At 67.2% G+C, this 21986-nt stretch carries 19 protein-coding genes; 6 read left to right on the top strand and 13 right to left on the bottom strand.

Going from position 1 to position 21986, the window contains the following annotated elements; all coding sequences use genetic code 11:
• Positions 1-59 precede the first annotated feature (59 nt).
• From RTU05_RS06605 to petA, 5 genes are all read right to left on the bottom strand, one after another.
• Positions 60-1703 (bottom strand): M28 family peptidase, encoded by a 1644-nt coding sequence (locus RTU05_RS06605; RefSeq protein WP_312596758.1) that lies wholly within the window; start codon positions 1701-1703, stop codon positions 60-62.
• 73 nt (positions 1704-1776) lie between these two features.
• Positions 1777-3444 carry a M28 family metallopeptidase gene (locus RTU05_RS06600; protein ID WP_312596756.1) on the bottom strand — a complete coding sequence of 556 codons (1668 nt, stop codon included), beginning with the start codon at positions 3442-3444 and terminating at the stop codon, positions 1777-1779.
• A 152-nt stretch (positions 3445-3596) separates the two neighbouring features.
• A complete protein-coding gene (locus tag RTU05_RS06595; protein WP_292024091.1) occupies positions 3597-4472 on the bottom strand; it encodes a cytochrome c1 in 876 nt (291 codons plus the stop codon).
• A gap of 5 nt (positions 4473-4477) precedes the next feature.
• Positions 4478-5782, bottom strand: a complete 1305-nt coding sequence (locus RTU05_RS06590; protein WP_312596754.1) for a cytochrome b N-terminal domain-containing protein — start codon at positions 5780-5782, stop codon at positions 4478-4480.
• 15 nt (positions 5783-5797) lie between these two features.
• A complete protein-coding gene (gene petA, locus RTU05_RS06585) occupies positions 5798-6340 on the bottom strand; it encodes a ubiquinol-cytochrome c reductase iron-sulfur subunit (RefSeq protein WP_312596752.1) in 543 nt (180 codons plus the stop codon).
• A gap of 208 nt (positions 6341-6548) precedes the next feature.
• On the opposite strand from petA, the gene RTU05_RS06580 reads away from it, so the two are divergent.
• A complete protein-coding gene (locus RTU05_RS06580) occupies positions 6549-7010 on the top strand; it encodes a tRNA (cytidine(34)-2'-O)-methyltransferase (protein WP_248119540.1) in 462 nt (153 codons plus the stop codon).
• 15 nt (positions 7011-7025) lie between these two features.
• Here the strand turns inward: RTU05_RS06580 and RTU05_RS06575 are convergent, their stop codons facing one another.
• Positions 7026-8858, bottom strand: coding sequence for a hypothetical protein (locus RTU05_RS06575; protein WP_312596750.1), 1833 nt, complete (start codon positions 8856-8858; stop codon positions 7026-7028).
• Positions 8859-8998: 140 nt separating this feature from the next.
• Here RTU05_RS06575 and hemF point away from each other — a divergent pair, with 140 nt between their 5' ends.
• Complete coding sequence (gene hemF / locus RTU05_RS06570) at positions 8999-9880, top strand: oxygen-dependent coproporphyrinogen oxidase (protein WP_312596748.1); 882 nt, start codon at positions 8999-9001, stop codon at positions 9878-9880.
• Between the two features lie 250 nt (positions 9881-10130).
• On the opposite strand, the gene RTU05_RS06565 is transcribed toward hemF, so the two are convergent.
• Both RTU05_RS06565 and RTU05_RS06560 read right to left on the bottom strand, forming a co-directional pair.
• Complete coding sequence (locus tag RTU05_RS06565; RefSeq protein ID WP_312596746.1) at positions 10131-10865, bottom strand: SDR family NAD(P)-dependent oxidoreductase; 735 nt, start codon at positions 10863-10865, stop codon at positions 10131-10133.
• A gap of 169 nt (positions 10866-11034) precedes the next feature.
• Positions 11035-11907: a LysR family transcriptional regulator gene (locus RTU05_RS06560; RefSeq protein WP_312596744.1), complete on the bottom strand. Its 873-nt coding sequence runs from the start codon at positions 11905-11907 to the stop codon at positions 11035-11037.
• Positions 11908-11985: 78 nt separating this feature from the next.
• Here RTU05_RS06560 and RTU05_RS06555 point away from each other — a divergent pair, with 78 nt between their 5' ends.
• On the top strand, positions 11986-13044 hold the full coding sequence (locus tag RTU05_RS06555) for a putative sulfate exporter family transporter (RefSeq protein WP_312596742.1): 1059 nt from the start codon (positions 11986-11988) through the stop codon (positions 13042-13044).
• Here the strand turns inward: RTU05_RS06555 and RTU05_RS06550 are convergent.
• Entirely contained in the window at positions 13041-13772 is a 732-nt protein-coding gene (locus RTU05_RS06550; RefSeq protein ID WP_312596740.1) for a glutamine amidotransferase-related protein, read from the bottom strand. The two genes, RTU05_RS06555 and RTU05_RS06550, sit on opposite strands and share 4 nt — an antisense overlap.
• 368 nt (positions 13773-14140) lie before the next feature.
• Positions 14141-14947, bottom strand: a complete 807-nt coding sequence (gene rlmJ, locus RTU05_RS06545; protein ID WP_312596737.1) for a 23S rRNA (adenine(2030)-N(6))-methyltransferase RlmJ — start codon at positions 14945-14947, stop codon at positions 14141-14143.
• A 103-nt stretch (positions 14948-15050) separates the two neighbouring features.
• Between rlmJ and RTU05_RS06540 the strand changes: the two genes are divergently transcribed.
• The 3 genes from RTU05_RS06540 to RTU05_RS06530 all read left to right on the top strand — a co-directional run bounded on the left by RTU05_RS06540 (position 15051) and on the right by RTU05_RS06530 (position 18918).
• Positions 15051-15395 (top strand): hypothetical protein, encoded by a 345-nt coding sequence (locus RTU05_RS06540; RefSeq protein WP_312596736.1) that lies wholly within the window; start codon positions 15051-15053, stop codon positions 15393-15395.
• Entirely contained in the window at positions 15395-16417 is a 1023-nt protein-coding gene (locus tag RTU05_RS06535) for a DNA topoisomerase IB (protein ID WP_312596734.1), read from the top strand. Before RTU05_RS06540 ends, RTU05_RS06535 begins: the two co-directional genes overlap by 1 nt.
• A gap of 101 nt (positions 16418-16518) precedes the next feature.
• Complete coding sequence (locus tag RTU05_RS06530; RefSeq protein WP_312596732.1) at positions 16519-18918, top strand: TonB-dependent receptor; 2400 nt, start codon at positions 16519-16521, stop codon at positions 18916-18918.
• Positions 18919-19088: 170 nt separating this feature from the next.
• Here RTU05_RS06530 and tdh read toward each other — a convergent pair whose 3' ends face one another.
• From tdh to RTU05_RS06515, 3 genes are all read right to left on the bottom strand, one after another.
• Positions 19089-20129 (bottom strand): L-threonine 3-dehydrogenase, encoded by a 1041-nt coding sequence (tdh, locus tag RTU05_RS06525; protein ID WP_409411598.1) that lies wholly within the window; start codon positions 20127-20129, stop codon positions 19089-19091.
• Positions 20130-20287: 158 nt separating this feature from the next.
• Complete coding sequence (locus tag RTU05_RS06520; protein ID WP_312596729.1) at positions 20288-21478, bottom strand: glycine C-acetyltransferase; 1191 nt, start codon at positions 21476-21478, stop codon at positions 20288-20290.
• A 42-nt stretch (positions 21479-21520) separates the two neighbouring features.
• A partial coding sequence (locus RTU05_RS06515) for a DUF4232 domain-containing protein (protein ID WP_312596728.1) occupies positions 21521-21986 on the bottom strand: 466 nt, incomplete at its 5' end.

Here is a 21986-nt window from a genome sequence, read left to right as displayed (position 1 = left end):
TCGAAACCGGGAGTCTGGATCCTGGGGACAAGCCCTAGGATGACGAGACAGAGGGCAATCTACCTCCGCTGATCGGCCGTGCGGTCCCGGATGGCGTTGAACTCGGCCGTCGGCTTCCAGGCGGGCCAGCTTTCGCTATCGGCCACGGTCAGGCCCAGCCGATACAGCAGGTCCAGGTTCTGCAGGGCCGCCGTGAAATCATAGTCGGCCCGCCATTCGTCGGTCAGCTTGTGGTAATAGCGTTCCATCTGCCCCTCGTAATAGGGCTTGCCCGCTTCGATCCCGCCCTCGATGAAATCGCGCCCGGTCCACGGCATCAGGGCCGGCACCCCGCCCGCGGCGAAGTTGAAGTGGTCCGAGCGGTAGTAGAAGCCTTCCTCGGGATAGCCGTCGCCCGTCACAACCCGACCCTGCACGGCGGCGAACCGGCCCAGGATGTCCTCCAGCTCCGACTTGCCGACGCCGAACACCGCCACGTCCCGCGTCGCGGGGGTGAAGGGCAACATGTCGATATTGATGTCCGCCGCCGTCCTGGCCAGCGGATAGATCGGATCGGCGGCATAGGCTTCGGACCCCAGCAACCCCTGCTCCTCGGCCGTGACGTGCAGGAAGACCACCGTGCGTTTCGGCGCCGGCCCGGCCTTGAACGCCCGCGCCATCTCGATCAGCCCGGCGGTGCCCGACGCATTGTCCCAGGCGCCGTTGAAGATGTCGTCGCCCTCGGCGTTGGGGGTCCTGGCCTTACCGACGTGATCCCAGTGGGCGGAATAGAAAACATATTCGTCCGGCCGTTCCGCGCCCGAAATCTTGGCCAGCAGATTGTTGGAATGGATGACTTCGGTCGTCTCGGCGATATCCACGTCCAGACGCGCGTCCAGATCGACCGCGCCGCCCAGGGCGCCTGTCCTGGCCCTGGTCAGCGCCGCCTCCAGCGCCGGGCCGCCGATGGTCGTCGCCGCCGCCAGATTGATCGACCCGGTGAACCGCGCGTCCTGGGCGCCCTTGATCGTCATCTGCGGCCGGGCCGCGCCACCCACGGCCCGACGCCAGCGGCCGTCCTGGTCCTGCAGGGTGATGACCCCCACCGCCCCGCGCTTCAGCGCTTCCTGCATCTTGTGGGTGGTCGAGCCGTAGAAGTTGGGGTCCGCCCCCATGTCGGCCGGTTGTCCGCGCAGCACGACGACGACCTTGCCGGTCAGGTCCGCCGTCCCATAGTCGTCCCAGGTCGGGCCGGAAATGCCATAGCCGGCGAAGACCAGCGGCGCGCCCGCGATCCTGACGAGCGGATCGGCCGCCCCGGCGCGCAGGGTGATGTCGGTCCCAGACGTCAGCGCATGACGCGCGCCGTCCGCCCCTGTCCAGGCCGCCGTCGGCGCCCGCCGCGGCGTGAACCGCACCAGATCAACGGGCTGCAGCCACGATCCGTCGCGACCGCCCGGCTCCAGTCCCATCGCCTCGTACTGGGCCTGCAGATAGGCCAGGGTCAGCCGTTCGCCGACCAGACCGGGGAACCGCCCCTCCATCTCGTCCGACGCCAGATATTTGATGTGGTCCGACAGGCGCTGGGCGCTGAACTGCGGCGTGGCGGCCGAGGCGACGGCGAAGGCGTCCGCCGTTTGGCTGGGCACAGGGACCGGCGCGGTGGCACAGGCGGCCAGCGCCAGGGCGGCGAAGGCCACTAAGGGTGAACGGTGAAGGATCATGGGACTACTCGATACGAAAACGGCGAACGGGACGGAGATGTCTCCCCGCCCCGTCCGGGATACTGTGAGGAAATCAGCGGCGCTCTGACGCCGTGGTCGCGCGCACCGGCCCGAACTCCGATCCCGGCTTCCACTGCGGCCAGTCGCGGCTGTCGGCCAGGGCGCGGCCGACGTCATAGAAGACCTGCAGATCCTCGATCATGCCGCGATAGTCCCAATCCGGCGACCATTCGTCCGCCGCCTGGTGATAGCGTTTGGCCCCGTATTCCGCCCGCGCCGCCTCACGCTCGGCGATCGGGGCATCGCGGAAATCGCCCCGGCTGCCGGCATAGGCCATGGGCACGCCGCGCTTGGCCAGCGGGAAGTGATCCGAGCGGTAATAGGTGCCGGCCGCATTCTCGTGGTCGGGAACCAGGGTGCGCCCCTGCGGCTGGATCGCCGCCGCCAGCCGCTCGTCGAAGTCAGACTGACCATAGCCCGTGACGCCCAGCCCCGTGACGCGGCCATAGACGTTCATCGAATCCATGTTGAACCCGCCGACCGTCCTGGCCAGCGGATAGACTGGGTTCACCGCATAATATTCCGAACCCAGAAGACCGCTTTCCTCGCCGGTGAAGCTGATCATGACGATGGAGCGTTCGGTGCGCGGCGCCTGACCGAACATCCGCGCCAGCTCCAACAGGCCCGCCGTGCCCGAGGCGTTGTCGACCGCGCCGTTGAAGATGCGGTCGCCGGTCGCGTCCGGCTCGCCCATGCCGATGTGATCCCAGTGGGCGGTGTAGAGGACCGTCTCGTCCGGGTGGGTCGCGCCCGGCAGGCGGGCGATGACATTGTGGCTCGTCACCTGATTGGTCGCCACGTCGAACTCGGTCGAGAAGGCGGCGCCGGTCAGCGCGACCGGCTGGAAGTCGCGGCTGCGCGCCTGAACCTTCAGCGCCTCGAAATCCAGACCGGCGCGGCGGAACAGATCGACCGCCACGTCACGCTGAATCCAGCCCTCCATCGGGACGCGCTCGGCCGCCGCATTCTGGCGCAGGATGTCGAACTGCGGCACGCCCCAGGAGTTGGCCACCGTCTGCCAGCCATAGGAGGCCGGCGCCGTCTCATGGACGATCAACACGCCCGCCGCGCCCTGGCGCGCCGCCTCTTCGTATTTGTAGGTCCAGCGGCCGTAATAGGTCATGGCCTTGCCGCCGAAGGTGTTCAGCGCCGGCTCTTCGAAGTCGGCGTCATTGACCAGCACGACCAGGATCTTGCCGCGCAGGTCCTGACCCTTGAAGTCGTCCCAGTTCCGTTCGGGCGCCTTGATGCCGTAACCGACGAAGACCAGCGGCGCGTCCTTCAGGCTGACGTGCTGGGCCGGGCGGCGCGTCGAGATGGCGACCTCGCGCCCCTGGGTCAGCGGCAGGGCCCAGTCGCCCAGCCTCAGCGCGGCGTGTACGTTGGATTGGACGAACCGGTTGAGGATCACGTCCTGCGTCCACTGGCCGTTCGGTCCGCCCGGCTCGAACCCGGCGGCGGCGTAGCCTTCGCTCAGATACCGGATCACCTTCTCTTCCGCCGGGGTGGCGATGCCGCGCCCCTCAAAACTGTCATCCGACAGCGTCTTGATGTCCTGCGAGATCCGCGCCGCATCGAAGGCGGGAACCGCATGAACCGCAGCAGGATCGGGCGCGGTCGCACAGGCCGACAGGGCGGCGCCCGCCAACAGCACGGCGGCGAAGGAAGAGACGAAACGCATGATCTGAAGGGCCCCACAGCCGGAAACGATGACGGACCCTAGGCGGCCGAACCCATCGTGTCGATTCCGTGTCGCGGGCCAATCGTCGCAAACCAAAAGCCCGCCGAAGCGAACTTCGACGGGCTAAAAGACTTCGACCTGGCGGCGACGCCCTAGTGGGCGACGCCCTTCCAGATGCGGCGGTAGGCGGCGTAGGTGACGCCCGCGAAGATCAGCAGATAGATCAACACGCCGAAGCCGGCCTGTTTGCGCTCCACCATCTTGGGTTCCGAGGTCCAGGCGATGAAGGCGGCGACGTCCTTGGCGTACTGGTCCACCGTCTGGGGCGAACCGTCGTCATAGGTGACTTGGCCGTTCTGCAGCGGCGGGGGCATGGCGATGAAGCCGCCGGGCGGCACATGGCCCTTGGTCTCGTCCCAGAACGGCGTCAGATCGCCGGCCATATAGGGGTTGTAGTGCTGACCGTCGCGGATGGTCAGGCCCGCCGGCGGGTTCCGATACCCCGACAGCAGCGAATAGATGTAGTTGGCGCCGTCGTGACGGGCCTTGGCCATCACCGACAGATCGGGCGGGGCCGCCCCGCCGTTGCCCGCCGCCGCCGCCGTGGCGTTCGGATAGGGGGCGCGGAACTTGTCGGCGGGGGTGGCGTCGCGCTGGATCGCCTCGCCGGTCTCGCTGTCGATGTCGCCGACCTGCACTTCCTTGGCCAGGGCCTTCACGACGGGGTTGTCGTTCGGGTTCGGGTATTTCGGATTCCAGAACGGCCCGTGCCGGTCGCCCAGATTCCGATAGTGCATCAGGTTCATGCTGTGACAGGCGGCGCAGACCTCGTGATAGACCTTGTAGCCGCGTTGCAGCTGACCTTGGTCATAGGTGCCGAACGGCCCTTCGAAGCTGAACCCGCCCGAGCGCGGATGGGCGGCCCCGCCTGCGGCCAGGGCGGGCGCGGCGCCCGCCATCAGGCCCAGGGCGACGGCGGCCGAGGCGATGATCGTCTTGAACGACATGGTCTTGGTTCCGATCGTCATGCCCCTCACCCCTTGTGCTCGACGGCGTCCGCGCCGGTCAGCACCGGCTCCGAAATGGTCGCCGGGATCGGCAGCGGCTGCTCCTTCAGGCCGACCAAGGGCATGATCACCAGGAAGAAGACGAAGTAGTAGAGGGTAAGGAATCTGGTCAGCCACAGGTAGCTGTTCAGGTCGCCGTCGAAGACGACGAAGGTGCTCACGTTCGGGATCACATGGGCGTCCGGCAGTTGCCCCCCGCACCAGCCCAGGCCCACGCCCACAGCCAGGAAGAACAGGAAGAAAATCTTCATCGTCGGGCGATAGCGCATCGAACGCACCTTGGACGTATCCAGCCAGGGCAGGACGAACAGCACGCCGATGGCGCTGAACATCGCCACCACGCCGCCGAACTTGTCCGGGATGGCGCGCAGGATGGCGTAGAAGGGCAGCATGTACCACTCGGGCACGATGTGCGCCGGCGTCTGCAGCGGGTTGGCCGGAATGTAGTTGTCGGCGTGGCCCAGGGCGTTCGGCTGATAGAAGACGAAGATCGCGAACAGGATCAGGAACAGGATGATGGCGAACCCGTCCTTGACCGTGAAATACGGATGGAAGGGCAGCGTGTCCTTGGCCTGACGATCCTTGGGGATCAGGATGCCGACTGGGTTGTTCTGCCCCGCCGCGTGCAGCGCCCACAGGTGCAGCACGACGCAGCCCAGAATGGCGAACGGCAGCAGATAGTGCAGCGAGAAGAAGCGGTTCAGCGTCGCATTGTCGATCGCCGGACCGCCGCGCAGCCAGATCAGGATCGGCTCGCCCACGCCGGGGATGGCCCCGATCAGATTGGTGATGACCTCGGCGCCCCAGAACGACATCTGGCCCCACGGCAGGACGTAGCCCAGGAAGGCGGTGGCGATCATCAGGAAGAAGATCACGCAGCCGATGATCCAGATCATCTCGCGCGGCGCCTTGTACGAGCCGTAGTAGAGGCCGCGCAGCATGTGCAGATAGACGGCGATGAAGAACATCGACGCCCCGTTGGCGTGGACGTAGCGGATCAGCCAGCCGCCGTTCACGTCGCGCATGATCCGCTCGACCGAGGCGAAGGCCAGGTCGACGTTGGGCGTATAGTGCATGGCCAGAACGATGCCGGTGACGATCTGGGTCACCAGGCACAGGGCCAGGATGCCGCCGAAGGTCCACCAGTAGTTCAGGTTCCTGGGCGTCGGCAGGGACATATAGTCCGCGCCGAAGCGAATGATGGGCAGACGGCTGTCCAGCCATTTCTCGACGCCCGTCTTCGGGACGTAGGTGCTCTCGTGGTCGCTCATGATCCCCCCTTGTCCTCAGCCGATCTTGACGCGGGTGTCGGACAGATAGTCGTAGTCCGGCACCACCAGGTTCAGGGGCGCGGGCCCCTTTCTGATGCGGCCGGAGGCGTCGTAGTGCGAGCCGTGGCAGGGGCAGAACCACCCGCCGTAATCGCCCGCGCCAAAGGTCGGCACGCAGCCCAGGTGGGTGCACGAGCCGATGACGACCAGATATTTCTCGTGCCCCGGCTTGGTGCGCTCGGCGTCGGTCTGGGGCTGTTTCAGGTCGGGCGCATGGTCGTCGGCGATGACCCGCTGCAGCTCGGCCGGGGTGCGATAGCGCACGAACACCGGCTTGCCCTGCCATTTGATGACGACCTGCTGGCCTTCCTGCACCTTGGTCAGGTCGAACTCGATCGAGGCCAGGGCCAGGGTGTCGGCGGCCGGGTTCATCTGGTTGATCAGGGGCCAGGCGATCATCGCGCCGGCGCCGACCGCCGCGGCGCCCGCCGCGATATAGATGAAGTCACGACGATTGGGATCGCCGCTCTCGGGATTGCCAGAGTCTTGGGTATGCACGACCGATTCGGCCAAGTTTCCACCTCCCGATCGCCGCAGGAGAAGCCCTAGGGCCTCCCCAGCCGCGGCGCCAAACCAACATACGACGCGGGATTTCCCCACGGTCCCTGACCTGCGCCCCTCTGACGCAAGTTGCTGACGTTTCTTGCGAAACGCTCGCAAATAGACCGCGACAAACCCCCTCGCCGCGCGTATCAACGGGCTTAGAATGCGTCTCGCCCTTTTTCAACCGGACATTCCTCAGAACGTCGGCGCCTGCATCCGGCTTTCGGCCTGTTTCGGCGTCGATCTGCATGTGATCGAGCCGACGGGCTTCCGTTTCGACGATCGCGCGATGAAGCGCGCCGCCCTGGATTACGGCCCCCTGTCGCACATGACCCGCCACGCGGACTGGGACGCCTTCCAGGCCGACCGCCCGGCCGGACGACTGGTTCTGCTGACCACCAAGGGCGCCACGCCCCTGCCCGACTTCGTCTTCCGCCCCGACGACATCCTTCTGTTCGGCAAGGAGAGCGCGGGCGCCCCCGACCATGTCCACGCCGCCGCCGATGCCCGCGTCGTCGTGCCGCTGCGCGCGGGCGCCCGCTCCCTGAACCTGTCGGTCACCGCCGGCATCGCCCTGTGGGAAGGCCTGCGCCAGACCGGCGGCGTCGGTCAGCCCTCAAGCTAGCTTTCGACGCTTCGCTTACAGCGTCGAAACGGCGCCCGTCTCCAGCACGCGATCACCAGCGAGCAGATAATCCCCCGCCGGGTCCAGCCGAACACGGACCACCCCGTCGGCGCCTGGCAGAGGTGTTCGGGCGCCGTCGATCTCCAGGGTCTGCCACTCTACCGAGCCGTCGTCCCGCTCCAGACCACAGCTGAACCGGGGCAGCCAGTAGACCCCGCCGTTTTGCACCAGGACCAACTGATCCTCCTGCCGCTCCAAAGTAATCCTCGGCGCGCCGCGACCTTCGACCCAGGGCGTCAGGAACCGCCGCGCAACGTCCGCGCTGGATCCGAACCCGCGAACGAAGCTGTCGTAGTCGGTGCGGCCCAGGGGTTCGGCGACGTAGGCCCGCACGCCGGCGTCGAAAGCCTGGCGCCCCAGCACCCGTTCCAGCATGGCCAGCGTCCATGCTCCCTTGGCGTAGGAGACGCCGGCGTTTGACGGATCATCGTTTAATGCGCCCGCCATCGCCGTTTCGTTGATCAGGAACAGGCGCGCCTGATCGTTCCAGAACCAGCGCCGCGCTTCCGCACCGTATCGGTGCTCTATGACCAGACCCTCGGCATAGGTCGCCCAGCCTTCGGCCAGGAAGTTGCGGGCCGCCCCCGACGGTCGCGTCCACAGGTGCGCCACCTCATGGTCGAAGAAGGCCCGGACCGGAAACTCGTTGATGCGTGAGGGCACGCCTCCCGCCGCCCCCGTGAACAGGGCCTGGTTCGAGAAGAAGTGCCACCCCGTGCCATTGCGCCCCCGGGCCTGGATCACTGAAATGCGATCCAGCGGCGGCGCGCCGAACCGGCCCGCGAGCAAGTCCCAGGTTTCGTTCGCGGCGGCGACTAACTGATCCGTCTTGGGCGTATAGTCGGGCGTGGCGAAGACCGAGAGCGTCACCTCTCCGAACCGGGCGTCGACGGGGGCCCAAGCCTCGTCATAGGCGAAGGATACGGCGGCGATCGGCCCCGATGATCGGGCAACGACCGTCCGCTGTCCCTCCACGACCGCATCGGTCTGAGGCAGATCGACGGCCAGCTTCAAACGCTCTGGGGCGCGAATCGAAATCTGGAAGTCCGCCAGCCCCTCATCCACGCCGAAGCCGAAGAACGGATGCCACCAGTACTGATTTCGGATGTGGCCATAGGCGTCGGCGAACATTGCGGAGTTCCCGCCCGGCGTGCGCTCGACCTTGATGTGATACTGGACCGAGACGCGGTGCGATCCCTTCGGCGCATCGACCCAGGCGAACCCGTCCTGGAAAAGGAATGGAACCGAGCGGCCGTCGATCGTTACCGCATCTATGACCGCCCCCGTGTTCAGCCCGAAGAAGAAGCCCTGGTCCGTTCCGACCGTAACCTCCATCTCGTCCACGGCCGACAGGCCGACGCTGGGATCAAGCTGGACAGCGATCCGATGCGTGCGGATGCGGTTGACGCTGAACGGCGTTCGGGCCTCGATCTTCCACCCCATTTCGGTCCAGCGCGCGCTGTGAAGCCCGGAGTATCGAAGCGAAGCAGAGGTTTCATTACCGCTGTCGTCCAGCTCGGCGTGACCGGAAAGCAGGATGGTCGCCGTCTTTTCGCGTGCGTTCCAGCGTATGATGTGCGGGCTGCCCGACAGACGGGGCAGGTCGGCGCGAACCAATCGGTCTGTGGCCGGCGTGGATCCGTACCGCGCGATGAAGCCGTCGGGATCGTTCACGAATGCCGTAGAGATCGCGGTCGCATAGTCCTGCAGGGACGCGCGATCTTGAGCCGCCGCCGGCGCCACGCTCAGCAGCAGCGCAAGCGCGACTGAAACCGAAAAACCCTTCATGAGAGCGCCCCCGCCCAACGTTCAAAACCAGCTTCCGAGGTAGATAAGGCTCCGCTTCCGGTCACGTTAAATGGCGGTAAGTGTTCGCCTCAGGCTCTGCCACATTGGCGGACGCGCCGCGTCGGTCTAGGACCAAGCCCATGAACGACGCCGTCTTTTCCGATCCGCTCGACCTGAAGAAGGTCGAGACCCGCGCCTGGTTCGAACATCTGCGCGACCGCATCCATGCCGCCTTCGAGGCGCTGGAGGACGCGGCACCCGCCGACCTGTTTCCCGGCGAACCCGGCCGCTTCGTCCGCACCCCGTGGGAACGGCCCGAGGACGGCGGCGGCGTCATGGGCATGATGCACGGGCGGCTGTTCGAAAAGGTCGGGGTCCATGTCTCGACCGTCCACGGGGCATTCCCCGCCGACTACGCCAAAGGCGTGCCCGGCGCCGACGTCGATCCGCGTTTCTTCGCCACAGGCATCAGTCTGATCTGCCATCCGGTCAGCCCGCGTATTCCCGCCGTTCACATGAACACCCGCTTCATCGCCACGACAAAAAGCTGGTTCGGCGGCGGCGGCGACCTGACGCCGGTGCTGATGGCGGATCGGCGTCAGGACCACCCCGACACCCTGGCCTTCCACGCCGCCATGAAGGCCGCCTGCGACGCCCACGACCCGGACTGGCACGCCCGCTACAAGGCCTGGTGCGACGACTATTTCTATCTGCCGCACCGCAAGGAGCCGCGCGGCACCGGCGGCGTCTTCTACGATCATCACGACAGCGGCGACTATGACCGCGACTTCGCCTTCACCCGCGACGTGGGCCTGGCCTTCCTGGACGTCTATCCGCGCATCGTCGCCGCCCGCATGGCCGAGCCCTGGACGGCGGAGGAGCGCGAGGAGCAGCTGATCCGGCGCGGCCGATATGTGGAGTTCAACCTGCTCTACGACCGCGGCACCATGTTCGGCCTGAAGACCGGCGGGAACGTGGACTCCATCCTGTCGTCCATGCCGCCCGTGGTGAAATGGCCCTAGGGCTAATCGACATTCAGCCCCAAATCGTCATTCCGGGGCGTCGATAGGACGAACCCGGAACCCAGGAGGCTCGCTATTCGGGCGCCGACTACGTCCAGCAACGTGCCGCAGTCCTGGGTTCCGGGTTCTTCGCTTCGCTCAGAGCCGGAATGACGATCTGAGATTTCCACCGGCTGAATGTCGATTGAACCTAATCCGCTTTCAAGGCGGACACAGCCGGGGCGCGTCCGACACGCCCCGGCCTGATCCATCAGATCGCGGTGACCAGATAACCGCCGTCGACCGGCAGGATCGCGCCATTGACGAAGGAGGCCGCGTCGGACGCCAGGAAGGCGATGACCTGGGCCACCTCCACCGGCTCGCCGAACCGGTTCATTGGCGTCCGGTGCAGCAGCCGTTCGGTCGAGCCGGCATAGATGGTGTCGACCTTTTCCAGCAGCGGGGTGTTGATCCATCCCGGCGCCACCGAGTTGACGCGAATGCCGTCACCGGCATAGGCGCCGGCCAGGGATTTGGTCATCTGGACGATCGCGCCCTTGGCCGACGAATAGGCCACCGAGGTTCCGCCGCCGAAATAGGCGAACATCGAGCTGATGGTGATGATGCTGCCCTTGCTCTTGGCCAGCAACGGGCGGGACAGTTCGATGGTCTTGAACACGCCGTCGAGCTGGATATCCAGCACCTTGCGATAGGACGCCCACTCCATTTCCTTCTCGCCGAGGGCGATCCCCGCCGCAGGCACAAGGATGTCCAGCCGGTCCAAACCGTTGATCAGCGCGGCCAGCCCGTCATGGTCGGTCACATCCAGTTCGCGCAGGTCCAGGGTCACGCCGTCGCGAACCTGGGTCTTGTCGCTGCCCAAACCGGCGGCCACGACGGTCGCCCCCAGGGACGCCAGATATTCCGCTGTCGCAAGACCGATCCCCGACGTTCCCCCTGTGACCAGCGCCACCTTGCCCTTGAAGAGATCCTTGTCGAAAACCATTGTCTTTCCTCACAATAAATATGTCAGGCCATGACCGTCTCGAAGGAGGCATGACCCAGATCGACGCCCGAAACAGCACTTAGGAAGGCCAAGCCCGCCCTGCCAGAAAGCGGCTCGGATTTCTCCATTCGGCAGCCGGACAGGCTTCGTTCGTCATCCGCAGTTGCGGTCACAACACGCCGACGAAGGCGTCGCCCGCCCGGCTGCGATAGCGTTCCTTGTGCCGCAACAGCCGGAACGGCCGTTCGGGCAGGGTGAAGGGGGCCGTCGCCAGCCGACCGGCCGCCACCGAGGCATAGGCCACGCTTTCCGACAGGGCCGTGGCCCCCGCCCCCGCCTCGGCCGCCGCCAGCACCGCCTCGTTGGACGGCAGGGTCATGGTCACCGACAGATCGGCGGGATCGACGCCCGCGTCGCGCACCGCCGCCTCTAGCGTCGAGCGGGTGCCGGACCCGACTTCACGCAACACCCACGGCTGGCCCGTCAGGTCCCGCGCCTCCAATCGCCGCAGCCTGGCCCACGGATGGTCCGGCGTGACCAGCACCGCCAGCCGGTCCGACCCCACCTGGGTCTGCGACAGAGCTGGTTCGTCCACCGCCCCCTCCACCAGGCCGATCTCGGCGGCGCCGCTCAGCACCGCCTGCGTCGCCTCGCGCGTATTGCCGATCTCCACCGCCAGTTCGACGCCGGGATAGGCCGCGTGAAAATCCACCAGCCGGCGCGGCAGCCAGTAGCTGGCGATGGTCTGGCTGGCGAACACGGCCAGCCGCCCGCGCCGCAGCGCGCTCATGTCAGCCAGCGCGGCTTCCGCCGCCTGGGCCCGCGCCAGCACCGCCCTGGCCTCAGGCAGGAAGGCGCGGCCCGTCTCGTTCAGCACGATCCCCCGCCCCACCCGGTCGAACAGGCGCACGTCATGTTCGACCTCCAGCGCCGCGATGGCGTTCGATACCGCCGATTGCGTCAGGTTCAGCGCCCGCGCCGCCGCCGTCACATGGTCGCGTTCCGCCACGGCGACGAAGATTCGAAGACGTTCCAGGGTCACGATTGATCTCCAAATCGGATTGAAACGACCATAACTATCCGTTGGATTGTCGTCGAGCCGGGGCGCATGTCAGCGTCCATGAAGTCCGCCGCCCTGCCCGTCCCCATCGCCGCGCCGCGCCTGGCGACCGCGAAGGCGTTCGGCGGCGCTATCCGTCCCGGCGTCATGCTGTGTCTGCTGGTGACGCTGGCCGCCATCGGCCTGACCAGCATCGAGCGCGACCTGATCGGCCGCGTCTGGCTGGAGCCGCTGGTTCTGGCCATCCTGCTGGGCGCCGCCGTCCGCACCGCCTGGACCCCGGACGCGCGGTTCAAGGCCGGCGTCGACTTCTCGGCCAAGACCCTGCTTGAGATCGCGGTGGTCCTGCTGGGCGCCTCTGTCAGCGCCGCGACCCTGTCGGCCCTGGGCGTGGCCTTCGTGGCCGGCATCTTCGCCCTGGTGGCCCTGGCCGTCATCGTCGGCTTCGGCGTGGGGCGCGCCCTGGGCCTTAACCCCCGCATGGCGCTGCTGGTGGCCTGCGGCAACGCCATCTGCGGCAACTCCGCCATCGCCGCCGTGGCCCCGGTCATCGATGCGGATGGCGAGGAGGTCGCCGCCTCCATCGCCTTCACCGCCGTTCTGGGCGTGATCGTGGTCCTGGCCCTGCCGCTGCTGGGCGGCCTGATCCATCTGAACGGCCTGCAATACGGCGCCCTGGCCGGACTGACCGTCTATGCGGTGCCCCAGGTTCTGGCCGCCGCCGCCCCGTTCGGCGCCGCAGCCACCCAGACCGGCACGGTGGTCAAGCTGGTGCGGGTGCTGATGCTGGGGCCGGTGATCCTAGCCCTGTCGGTGATCTTCCGCGACCGCGCGCCCGGCGCTGCAAAGCCCGGCCTGACCCGCCTGCTGCCCTGGTTCATCGTCGGCTTCCTGGTCATGATCGCCCTGCGTTCGCTGGACCTGATCCCGCAGCCCGCCCTCGCGCCGATGGCCGCCGCCTCCAGCCTGCTGACCGTCGTCGCCATGGCCGCCCTGGGCCTGCAGACCGACATCCGCGCCGTGGCCCGCGCCGGGGGCCGGGTCGTCGCCGCCGTCATCCTGTCGCTGGGCGCCCTGGTCCTTCTGGCCCTCGTGCTGATCCGGCTGCTGGGCCTTTAGATGCCGCTGCCCTGATCCTCGACCGGCGGCGGGGTCAGCAGCAGGAAGGCGCGGATCCAGGCGGTCAGCACCGCCCGGTCGTTGGGCCGTTTCAGACTGTCGATCGCCTCGTCCGCCAGGTCATGCGGGATGCGCGCGCCCCGTCGCCCCTCGATCAGGGCCGCCGCGTATTCCGGCTGAAACTCGGGGTGGCACTGAAACGAAATGGCGTCCTCGCCCCAGGCCAGACCGGCATAGGGGGTGAAGCCGCTGGAGGCGATCACCCGCGCATCGTCCGAGATCGCGACCACCTGATCCTGATGCGACACCGGAATGGCGATGGTCCGCGCGCGCGGATGCATCCAAGGTTCGTTCGCCCGCACGTCATAGCGGTGCAGCCCGACGCCCCAGCCCTTGTCCGACTTCTCCACCACGCCGCCGAACGCATGGGCCAGGGCCTGATGGCCGAAGCAGATGCCGACCAGCCGTGTGCGCCCCCGCGCCGCCCTCAACCAATCGACCAGCCGGGGTATCCACGGCAGATCGTCATAGACCCCCGCCGCCGAGCCGGTGACGATGGCCCCCTGAAACGCGGCGGGATCGTCGGGCAGATGGCCCGCCTGCACATTGAACCGCGTCGTCGGCACGCCCTCGCCCAACAGCGCCCGGAACCGCGCCGGATAGTCGTCGAAATCGTCCTTCAGATGCTCGGGCGGATGGCCGGTTTCCAGAATGGCGATGCGGGTCATGGCCGAACCCTAGAGCCTGATCCGTTGAGATGGAATCGCTTTGCGATTTCATCGATGCGGTGAATTCAGGCTCCAGATATGAGCGAGAGCCTGATTCACGCTTCAGCCGGAACCGCAAAGCGGTTCCGTCTAAAACGATCAGGCTCTAGCCGATTGCGTCCCCGGCGCCAGCCGAAACACGGCCCAGCCATACCAATCGACCCGCGCAATCCCTTGCCGCACAAGGGTTTGCGGCCTTCGTCACCCAATCGACCTATCGCACCCCCGACCTGGGTTATGATGACCGATCGGTCTTTGACATTGTCGTCCGCGCCCAGAACTTGGACTCACTTGGACTCGTTGGACTGTTTTTTTCGCAGTCCAAGACTTCAGAAGGTCCAGACCTCGGCCTTGCCGCCGGCGTCGCCCAGGGCGTTCGCCACCCAGCCGCACACCTCGCGCGCCGCCGTTTCCGCACCCGTCGGCGGATTGACCACCACCATGGCGCAGCCGTTCATCTTCATCGGATTGGTCAGCGGCCTCAGCCGCGCCTCCGCCACCAGCGTAGGCCCCGCCCGCCCCTGCAGCTTGCGTATGAAGGCGTCGAAGGTCTCCAGATCCTTCAGCGGCGTCCAGATCGCCACCGTCGCCGACGGATCGCGCCGCACGATGGCGACCGCCGTCTCGGCCGCGCGGATATAGTCGTCGGGCCTTTCGAACGGCGGGTCGATCAGCACCAGCGGCCCGCGCGCCCTGGCCGCCTCGGCGGCCGCCAGATCATAGCCGTCGCCCTCGCGCGCCTCGGCGTTCGCGCGCCCCGCCAACGCCTCGGCCAGCATCCGGCGCACCGGCGGGTTCACCTCAAAGCCGACATAGCGCCCGCCGGGCGCCAGGGCGTCCGCGATCAGCAGCGGCGATCCCGGATAGAACTGCGCGCCGCCCTGCGGGTTGAACCCCGCCACCCGGTCGGCCAGGGCGTCCATCAGGGGCGGGCGCCCCTCGGCGGTCATCAGCCGCGCCACGCCGGCCTCGGCCTCCTTCGACCGCGCGCCATCCCCCGACAGGTCATACAGCCCCGCCCCCGCATGGGTGTCCAGCACCACGGACGGCCGGGCCTGCCCGACCAGCCACAGCACCAGGGCGTGTTTGACCAGATCGGCGAAGTTTCCGGCGTGAAAGCTGTGGCGATAGTTCATGCCGCCTCGTCCCCCGCCCGGCCCTTGGGGTCAAGCGGAACTCGCCGCCCGCGCACGGCGTTCGACGCAAGTCCCTGTAAGGGCGAGGGAAGGAAAGCCGAAAATGGCCAGGACCAGCGAAATCACCGACCGCCAGCGCAACCCGCCCAAGAGCGTCGCGGCCCAGGCGAAACGCGGGCTGGATCTTCGCGCCAAGCATGATCGCGGCGGCACGGAGGTCGGCGTCAGGCGCGCCCATCAACTGGCCGATCAGAAGGCGGTTTCGGATACGGACATCAAGGACATCTACGCCTATTTCGCGCGCCATACGGTGGACAAGGACGCCAAGGGCTGGGCCAGCCGCACCGACCCTTCCGCCGGCTATATCGCCTGGCTGTTGTGGGGCGGCGATCCGGCCGAACGCTGGATCGGGCGGTTGCACGACCGGCTCGAAAAGGCCGCCGGCTGATGGCCGACGGATCGCACGCCTTCGACATCGCCGCCGAGGTTCCCAAGGGCCTCAGCTATTGCAGCGACGAGTTCGCGGGCCTGACCCGCCGCCGTGCGGGCAAGGGCTGGTCCTACAGAGACGCCAAGGGCCAGACCGTCACCGACGCCAAGACCCTGGCCCGCATCCGCGCCCTGGCCATTCCCCCCGCCTGGACCGATGTCTGGATCTGCCCCAAGGCCAACGGCCATATCCAGGCCACCGGCCGCGACGTGAAGGGCCGCAAGCAATACCGCTATCACAACGACTGGAGCGCGGCCCGGTCAGAGAACAAGTTCGACAAGCTGCCGGCCTTCTCGCGCGCCCTGCCCAAACTGCGCGACAAGGTCGAACTTGATCTGGGCCTGCGCGGCGTGTGCCGCGACAAGGTTCTGGCCACCGCCGTCCGCCTCTTGGAGATCACCCTGATCCGCGTCGGCAACTCCATCTACGCCAAGCAGAACCGCAGCTATGGACTGACCACCCTGCACAAGCGCCACCTGGACGTGGACGGCGCGGCCCTGACGTTCGAGTTTCGCGGCAAGAGCGGCAAGGATCACAGCGTCAGCGTCAAGGACCGCCGCCTGGCCCGCGTGGTGCGCCAGCTTGAGGGTCTGCCCGGACAGCAGCTGTTCAAATACCGCGCGGCGGACGGCACGCTGTGCCCTGTCGATTCCGACGATGTGAACGCCTATATCCGCGAGGCGATGGGCGAGCAGTTCTCGGCCAAGGACTTCCGCACCTGGGCCGGCACCGTCTCGGCGGCGCGGGCGCTGCGCGACATGGAGGCGGCGACCTCGCCCACCGACGCCAAGCGAAAGATCACTGTCTGCGTCAAGGCCGTCGCCGGCCTGTTGGGCAACACCCCCACCGTCTGCCGCGCCTCCTACGTCCACCCTAAGGTCTTCGCCCTGTTCGAAAGCGGCGAGATCGCCACGACCCTGCCCGGATCGGAGACAAAGGGATTCGAAAAAGCCTTGATCAAACATCTGCTTGCCGCTTGACCTCAGCGGTTCTTACGGCTGGCGTTAGAAATCCCCATTTGATCGCTAGGATTTAAGCCCCTCCTCTTCCCGCTCGGCGCATCACGTCGCCGGAGGGGACCATGAGAACATCCGCAACCGCCCGAGGCCTGCTGTCCGCCACGGCCATACTGGCCTGTCTGACCACGCCCGCCGTCGCCGCCGCCGCGCCTGACGACACCGCCGCCCCCCAGGTGAACACGCCCAGCGTCGCCAGCGTCGGCGACATCGTCGTCACCGCCCGCCGCCGGGACGAGCGGGCGCAGGACGTGCCCATCGCCCTGACCGTGGTGAACGAGGAGCTTCTGGACCGCACCGGCGCCTATAATGTCGGCCAGGTGACGCAACTGGCGCCCAGCGTCCAGTTGCTGACCTCCAACCCGCGCAACACCGCCATCACCATCCGGGGCCTGGGCGCCAGCTACGGCCTGGCCAACGACGGGCTGGAACAGGGCGTCGGCATCTATGTCGATCAGGTCTATTACGGCCGCCCCGCCACCGCGACCCTGGACTTCGTGGATCTGGACCGGATCGAGATCCTGCGCGGCCCTCAGGGCACCCTGTTCGGCAAGAACACCACCGCCGGCGCCCTGAACATCACCACCCAGGCCCCGTCCTTCACGCCCGAAGGCCGCGCCGAACTCAGCGTCGGCGACTACGGCTTCCTCCAGGCCAAGGCGACCTTCTCGGGTCCCATCGTGAACGAGAAGGTGGCGGCCCGCTTCTCGGTCGTCTCCACCCGCCGCGACGGGGTGCTGGACAATGCGACCACCGGCCAGAAACAGAACGGCCAGCAGTCGATCAGCCTGCGCGGCCAGCTTCTGTTCCAACCCACCGATCAGCTTCGCGTGCGCCTGTTCGCCGACTACGCCGACCTGACGCCCGACTGCTGCACCCAGGTCTATGTCCGGGTGGGCGACACCCAAAAGCCGCTCGACCAGCGTTTCCCGGCCCTGGCCGCCGGTCGCGGCTACAGGCCCGCCAGCACCGATCCGTATGACCGGATCGCGGATGTGGACGGGGCGATCCAGGCGGACCAGATTCACCGGGGCGTCTCGGCCATCGTCGATTACGATTTCGGCTGGGCCACCCTGACCTCGGTCTCGGCCTGGCGCTCCTGGGACTGGGCCCCCCGGAACGACCGCGACTACACCGCCCTGGACATCACCCGCCAATCGGCCAACCCGTCCTGGCAGGACCAGTGGAGCCAGGAGCTGCGCCTGTCCTCCAACGGCGCCCACCGCATCGACTGGACAGCCGGCCTCTACGCCTTCCATCAGGCGGTGGAGACCCACGGCGTCACCGAATACGGCCGCGACGCCAGCTACTGGCTGATCCCCGCCTATCAGCGCGTCGCCGGGGCGCCTCTGGAGCGCGTGCCAGACGGCTTGCTCGACGGCTACACCGTCTTCAACGACAGCCGCATCGAAACGGAGTCCTACGCCGCCTTCGCCCAACTGACCTGGAACATCAACGACCGGCTGCACCTGACGCCGGGCCTGCGCTACACCAAGGAGGAGAAGTCGGGCCGCTACGCCGCCACGACGACCGGCGGCCTGGCGACGACGGACAGCACCTATATCTCCCGGCGCAACGGCATCGCCCGCCCGCAAGCCTATGACGCCAGCCTTTCGGACGACGACCTGTCGGGCCAGGTCTCGCTGTCCTACGACGTCAGCGACGACGTCCTGACCTACGCCAGCGTCGCGCGGGGCTATAAGTCGGGCGGGATCAACATGGCCGGCATCCCCAACCTGCCGAACGGCCAGCCGTCCCTGACCAACGCCGTGGTCAAGCCAGAGGTCGTCACCACCTATGAACTGGGCCTGAAGACCCAGGTCTTCGACCGCCGCCTCACCGCCAATCTGGCGGCCTATCGGACAGATGTGGAGGACTATCAGGCCAATGTGGTCGACAGCGGCCCCGGCGCCCTGCGCGGCTATCTGGCCAACGCCGACAAGGTGGTGATCCAGGGCGTCGAACTGGACGCCTTCGCCCGGCCCAACCAGCACCTCGACCTCTACGCCAACCTCGCCTGGACCGATGCGAAATACGACGCCTTCGCCAACGGCCCCTGCCCGCTGGAGCGGATCGGCACGACCACCGTCGCCTGCGACCTGTCGGGCCAGGACCTGCCCGGCGTCTCGCCGTGGGCGGCGTCGGTCGGCGGGGAACTGCACGGCCGGGGCGGCTTCCTCGGCCTGCCGGGCGAGTTCTATGGCGGCGCCGACGCCAGCTACCGCTCCACCTACAACTCCGACGCCTCGGTCTCTCGCTACACCGAGATCGAGGGCTACACGATCCTGAACCTGCGCGCCGGCTTCCGCGCCGAGAACGGCTGGGAGGCTTTCGTCTGGGTCAAGAACGCGCTGGACGCGGACTATCTGCAGTTCGTCAGCGTCCAGTCCGGCAATTCGGGCCTGGTCATCGGCAACCCCGGCGACCTACGCACGGTGGGGATCACCCTGCGAGCCAGATACTGACGCCACCATCTCCTCCCTGTCGCGTAGCGATGGGGAGGTGGCGCGGCGTGTCTTCGCGCCGTGACGGAGGGGCTCTGCCCGCATCGCAGGCGTCGGTGGGACGTCAACAGCCCCTCCACCACGCTACGCCCGTTCCCACTCCCCACTTCGCAGGGAGGAGACGTTGGTCTTCAAGCCGCCTTGTCCCAGTCCAGCACCACCTTGCCCGACTGGCCCGACTTCATGGCCTCGAAGCCTTCGCGGTAGTCGGCGTAACCCAGCCGGTGGGTGATCAGCGGGCTCAGGTCCAGACCGGCCTTCAGCAGGCCCAGCATCTTGCGCCAGGTGGTGAACATCTCGCGCCCATAGACGCCCTTGATGGTCAGGGCCTTCAGGATGATCGCGCCCCAGTCGGTCTCCATCGGCTTGCCGGGAATGCCCAGCATGGCCATTCCGCCGCCCATGATCAGGGTGTCGACGCACTGTTTGAAGGCGATGGGCGAACCCGACATCTCCAGCGCCACGTCGAACCCGACCTTCAGGCCCAGTTCCTTCATCACGTCGTGGATGTCTTCCTTGGTGGTGTTCACGGTGCGAACGCCCGGCGCCACCTTCTGCGCCAGGTCCAGACGGAAGTCGTTGATGTCGGTCAGGACCACGGTGCGGGCGCCCGCATGACGCGCCACGGCGGCGGCCATCATGCCGATGGGACCGGCGCCGGTGACCAGCACATCCTCGCCCAGCAGGTCGAACTGCTGCGCGGTGTGAACCGCATTGCCGAACGGGTCCAGGATCGAGCCGATCTCATAGGGCACGTCGTCGGGCAGTTCGATCACATTGAAGGCCGGGGCCACCACGAACTCGGCGAAGGCGCCCTGGCGGTTCACGCCGATGCCGCGCGTATGCGGGTCCAGGTGGAAATGCCCCGCGCGGGCCGCCTCGGAGTTCAGGTCGATGACGTGACCCTCGGCCGAGACGCGCTGACCGATCTTCAGCGGGCGATCCACCTCCTTGCCGATGGCGACGATCTCGCCGGCGAACTCGTGGCCGGTGATCATCGGCGTCGGCACGTTCTTCTGGGACCACTCGTCCCAGTTCCAGATGTGGATGTCGGTGCCGCAGACAGCGGTGCGATGCACCCGGATCAGCACGTCCTCGGGTCCCGCCTCCGGCACCGGCGCGTCGATCAGTTCCAGGCCGACGCCCGGCGCGGTCTTGGCCAGGGCTTTCATTGTTTCAGCCATGATGGCGTCTCCCTAAAGACTTCAGGATCGTCATCCTCGGGCTTGTCCCGAGGATCCATATTCCCGGTTTTCGCCGGTGCGCGCCATCGTCGACGGCGATTATGGATCCCAGACACAAGGCCCAGGATGACGGGCAAAATGTGGCGTCAGATGACGCCCAACTCGCGACCGGCCTGGGTGAAGGCCGCAACCGTCCGGTCGATCTGGTCAAACGTATGGGCCGCCGACATCTGCGTGCGGATGCGCGCCTGACCACGCGGCACCACGGGGAAGCTAAACCCGATCACATAGACGCCCAGCTCCAGAGCCCGCGCCGCAAAGTCCTGCGCCAGCTTGGCGTCGCCCAGCATGACCGGAATGATCGGATGTTCGCCCTCCAGCAGGGTGAAGCCCGCGTCCGCCATCGCGCCGCGATAACGATGGGCGTTGGCCGACAGCCGGGTGCGAAGGGCGTCGCCCTCCTCGCCCTGCGCGATGCGGATCGCCTCCAGGCTCGACCCGCAGACGGCCGGCGCGAGGGCGTTGGAGAACAGATAGGGCCGCGCCCGCTGTTTCAGCAGTTCGACCACCGATTTCTTCGCGCAGATGAAGCCGCCCATCGCGCCGCCCAGGGCCTTGCCGAAGGTGCCGGTGACGAAATCCACCTCGACCCCGTGATGGGCGAACGATCCTCTTCCCTTCGGCCCCAGGAAGCCGGTCGCATGGCAGTCGTCCACCATGATCAGGGCCTCGTATTTGTCGGCCAGCGCCCGAATGTCCTTCAGCCTGGCGATATAGCCGTCCATCGAGAAGGCGCCGTCGGTGGCGATGATGATGTCGCGCGCGCCCGCCGCGCGGGCCTCCTTCAGCCGTGCCTCCAGTTCGTCCATGTCCGAGTTGGCGAAACGATACCGCTTGGCCTTGCACAGCCGCACCCCGTCGATGATGGAGGCGTGGTTCAGACTGTCCGAGACGATGGCGTCGTTCTCGCCCAGCAGGGGTTCGAACAGGCCGCCATTGGCGTCAAACGCAGCGGCGAACAGGATGGCGTCCTGGAACCCCAGATACCCCGCGATGGCGGCCTCAAGCTCCTTGTGGATCTCCAGCGTGCCGCAGATGAAGCGGACCGAGGCCGTTCCCGCCCCCCACTTCTGCTGTGCGGCGATCCCCGCCTGGGTCACGCGCTCGTCGCCTGCCAGCCCCAGATAGTTGTTGGCGCAGAAGTTCAGCACGTCGCGCCCGGCGACCTGGATCACCGGCCCCTGACGCGAGGCGATCACCCGCTCGGGCTTGGTCAGCCCCTGCGCCTTGATGTCTGTCAGTTCGCCGGCGACGCGGTCGTAGAAGGTCTGGGTCATGGGTCGCGACCTACGCCGATTTTCGATCTGTTTCCACCCGCCTCAGGTCGACGGCGGCGGGTTGGCCTCGGCCCGGATCGGGCTGACGCGGATGCGTCCGCCGCACGGACTGAAGGTGAAGGGCAGGCTGACGGCGGCGGTGTCGCTGGGCGCCGTCAGCTTCAGCGTCGCCGCCTCGGGACAGGTCTTCTGCATCGTCTCGTCCGGCATGACGTTCCAGGCCATTTCGAACCAGGCCTTGGCCTGGGGCGCCAGTTCGACCGGCGTCGGGGCCTGACCCTGACGGAAATAGCTGCCGGGGCTCTGTTCCGCGCGGATCGACGACAGGGTGCGCCCGCGTCCGTCCTGCAGGGTCACGGTCGGATAGCCGGTCAGGCTGCAGGCCTGGGCGCCGATATTCTGAAGGCTGAAGTTGCGCACCCGGTTGCCCGCGCCCGCATCGCCGTCGCCGGCCGCCAGCTTCAGCTGCGGCCCCTTGCAGGGCGTCGCGGCCGGCAGGACGCCGCCG

Source organism: Brevundimonas sp. (assembly GCF_032017145.1).
GTDB lineage: Bacteria > Pseudomonadota > Alphaproteobacteria > Caulobacterales > Caulobacteraceae > Brevundimonas.
The sequence above is the reverse complement of the archived record's forward strand: the minus strand, read 5'-3'. Positions and strand labels throughout refer to the sequence as shown.

Excerpts from the sequence above, each read along its gene's own strand:
- RTU05_RS06605 (WP_312596758.1), bottom strand. The coding sequence starts at position 1,703 with ATGATCCTTCACCGTTCACCCTTAGTGGCCTTCGCCGCCCTGGCGCTG.
- RTU05_RS06600 (WP_312596756.1), bottom strand. The coding sequence starts at position 3,444 with ATGCGTTTCGTCTCTTCCTTCGCCGCCGTGCTGTTGGCGGGCGCCGCC.
- RTU05_RS06595 (WP_292024091.1), bottom strand. The coding sequence starts at position 4,472 with ATGACGATCGGAACCAAGACCATGTCGTTCAAGACGATCATCGCCTCG.
- RTU05_RS06590 (WP_312596754.1), bottom strand. The coding sequence starts at position 5,782 with ATGAGCGACCACGAGAGCACCTACGTCCCGAAGACGGGCGTCGAGAAA.
- RTU05_RS06580 (WP_248119540.1), top strand. The coding sequence starts at position 6,549 with ATGCGTCTCGCCCTTTTTCAACCGGACATTCCTCAGAACGTCGGCGCC.
- RTU05_RS06575 (WP_312596750.1), bottom strand. The coding sequence starts at position 8,858 with ATGAAGGGTTTTTCGGTTTCAGTCGCGCTTGCGCTGCTGCTGAGCGTG.
- hemF (WP_312596748.1), top strand. The coding sequence starts at position 8,999 with ATGAACGACGCCGTCTTTTCCGATCCGCTCGACCTGAAGAAGGTCGAG.
- RTU05_RS06565 (WP_312596746.1), bottom strand. The coding sequence starts at position 10,865 with ATGGTTTTCGACAAGGATCTCTTCAAGGGCAAGGTGGCGCTGGTCACA.
- RTU05_RS06555 (WP_312596742.1), top strand. The coding sequence starts at position 11,986 with ATGAAGTCCGCCGCCCTGCCCGTCCCCATCGCCGCGCCGCGCCTGGCG.
- RTU05_RS06550 (WP_312596740.1), bottom strand. The coding sequence starts at position 13,772 with ATGACCCGCATCGCCATTCTGGAAACCGGCCATCCGCCCGAGCATCTG.
- rlmJ (WP_312596737.1), bottom strand. The coding sequence starts at position 14,947 with ATGAACTATCGCCACAGCTTTCACGCCGGAAACTTCGCCGATCTGGTC.
- RTU05_RS06540 (WP_312596736.1), top strand. The coding sequence starts at position 15,051 with ATGGCCAGGACCAGCGAAATCACCGACCGCCAGCGCAACCCGCCCAAG.
- RTU05_RS06535 (WP_312596734.1), top strand. The coding sequence starts at position 15,395 with ATGGCCGACGGATCGCACGCCTTCGACATCGCCGCCGAGGTTCCCAAG.
- RTU05_RS06530 (WP_312596732.1), top strand. The coding sequence starts at position 16,519 with ATGAGAACATCCGCAACCGCCCGAGGCCTGCTGTCCGCCACGGCCATA.
- tdh (WP_409411598.1), bottom strand. The coding sequence starts at position 20,129 with ATGAAAGCCCTGGCCAAGACCGCGCCGGGCGTCGGCCTGGAACTGATC.
- RTU05_RS06520 (WP_312596729.1), bottom strand. The coding sequence starts at position 21,478 with ATGACCCAGACCTTCTACGACCGCGTCGCCGGCGAACTGACAGACATC.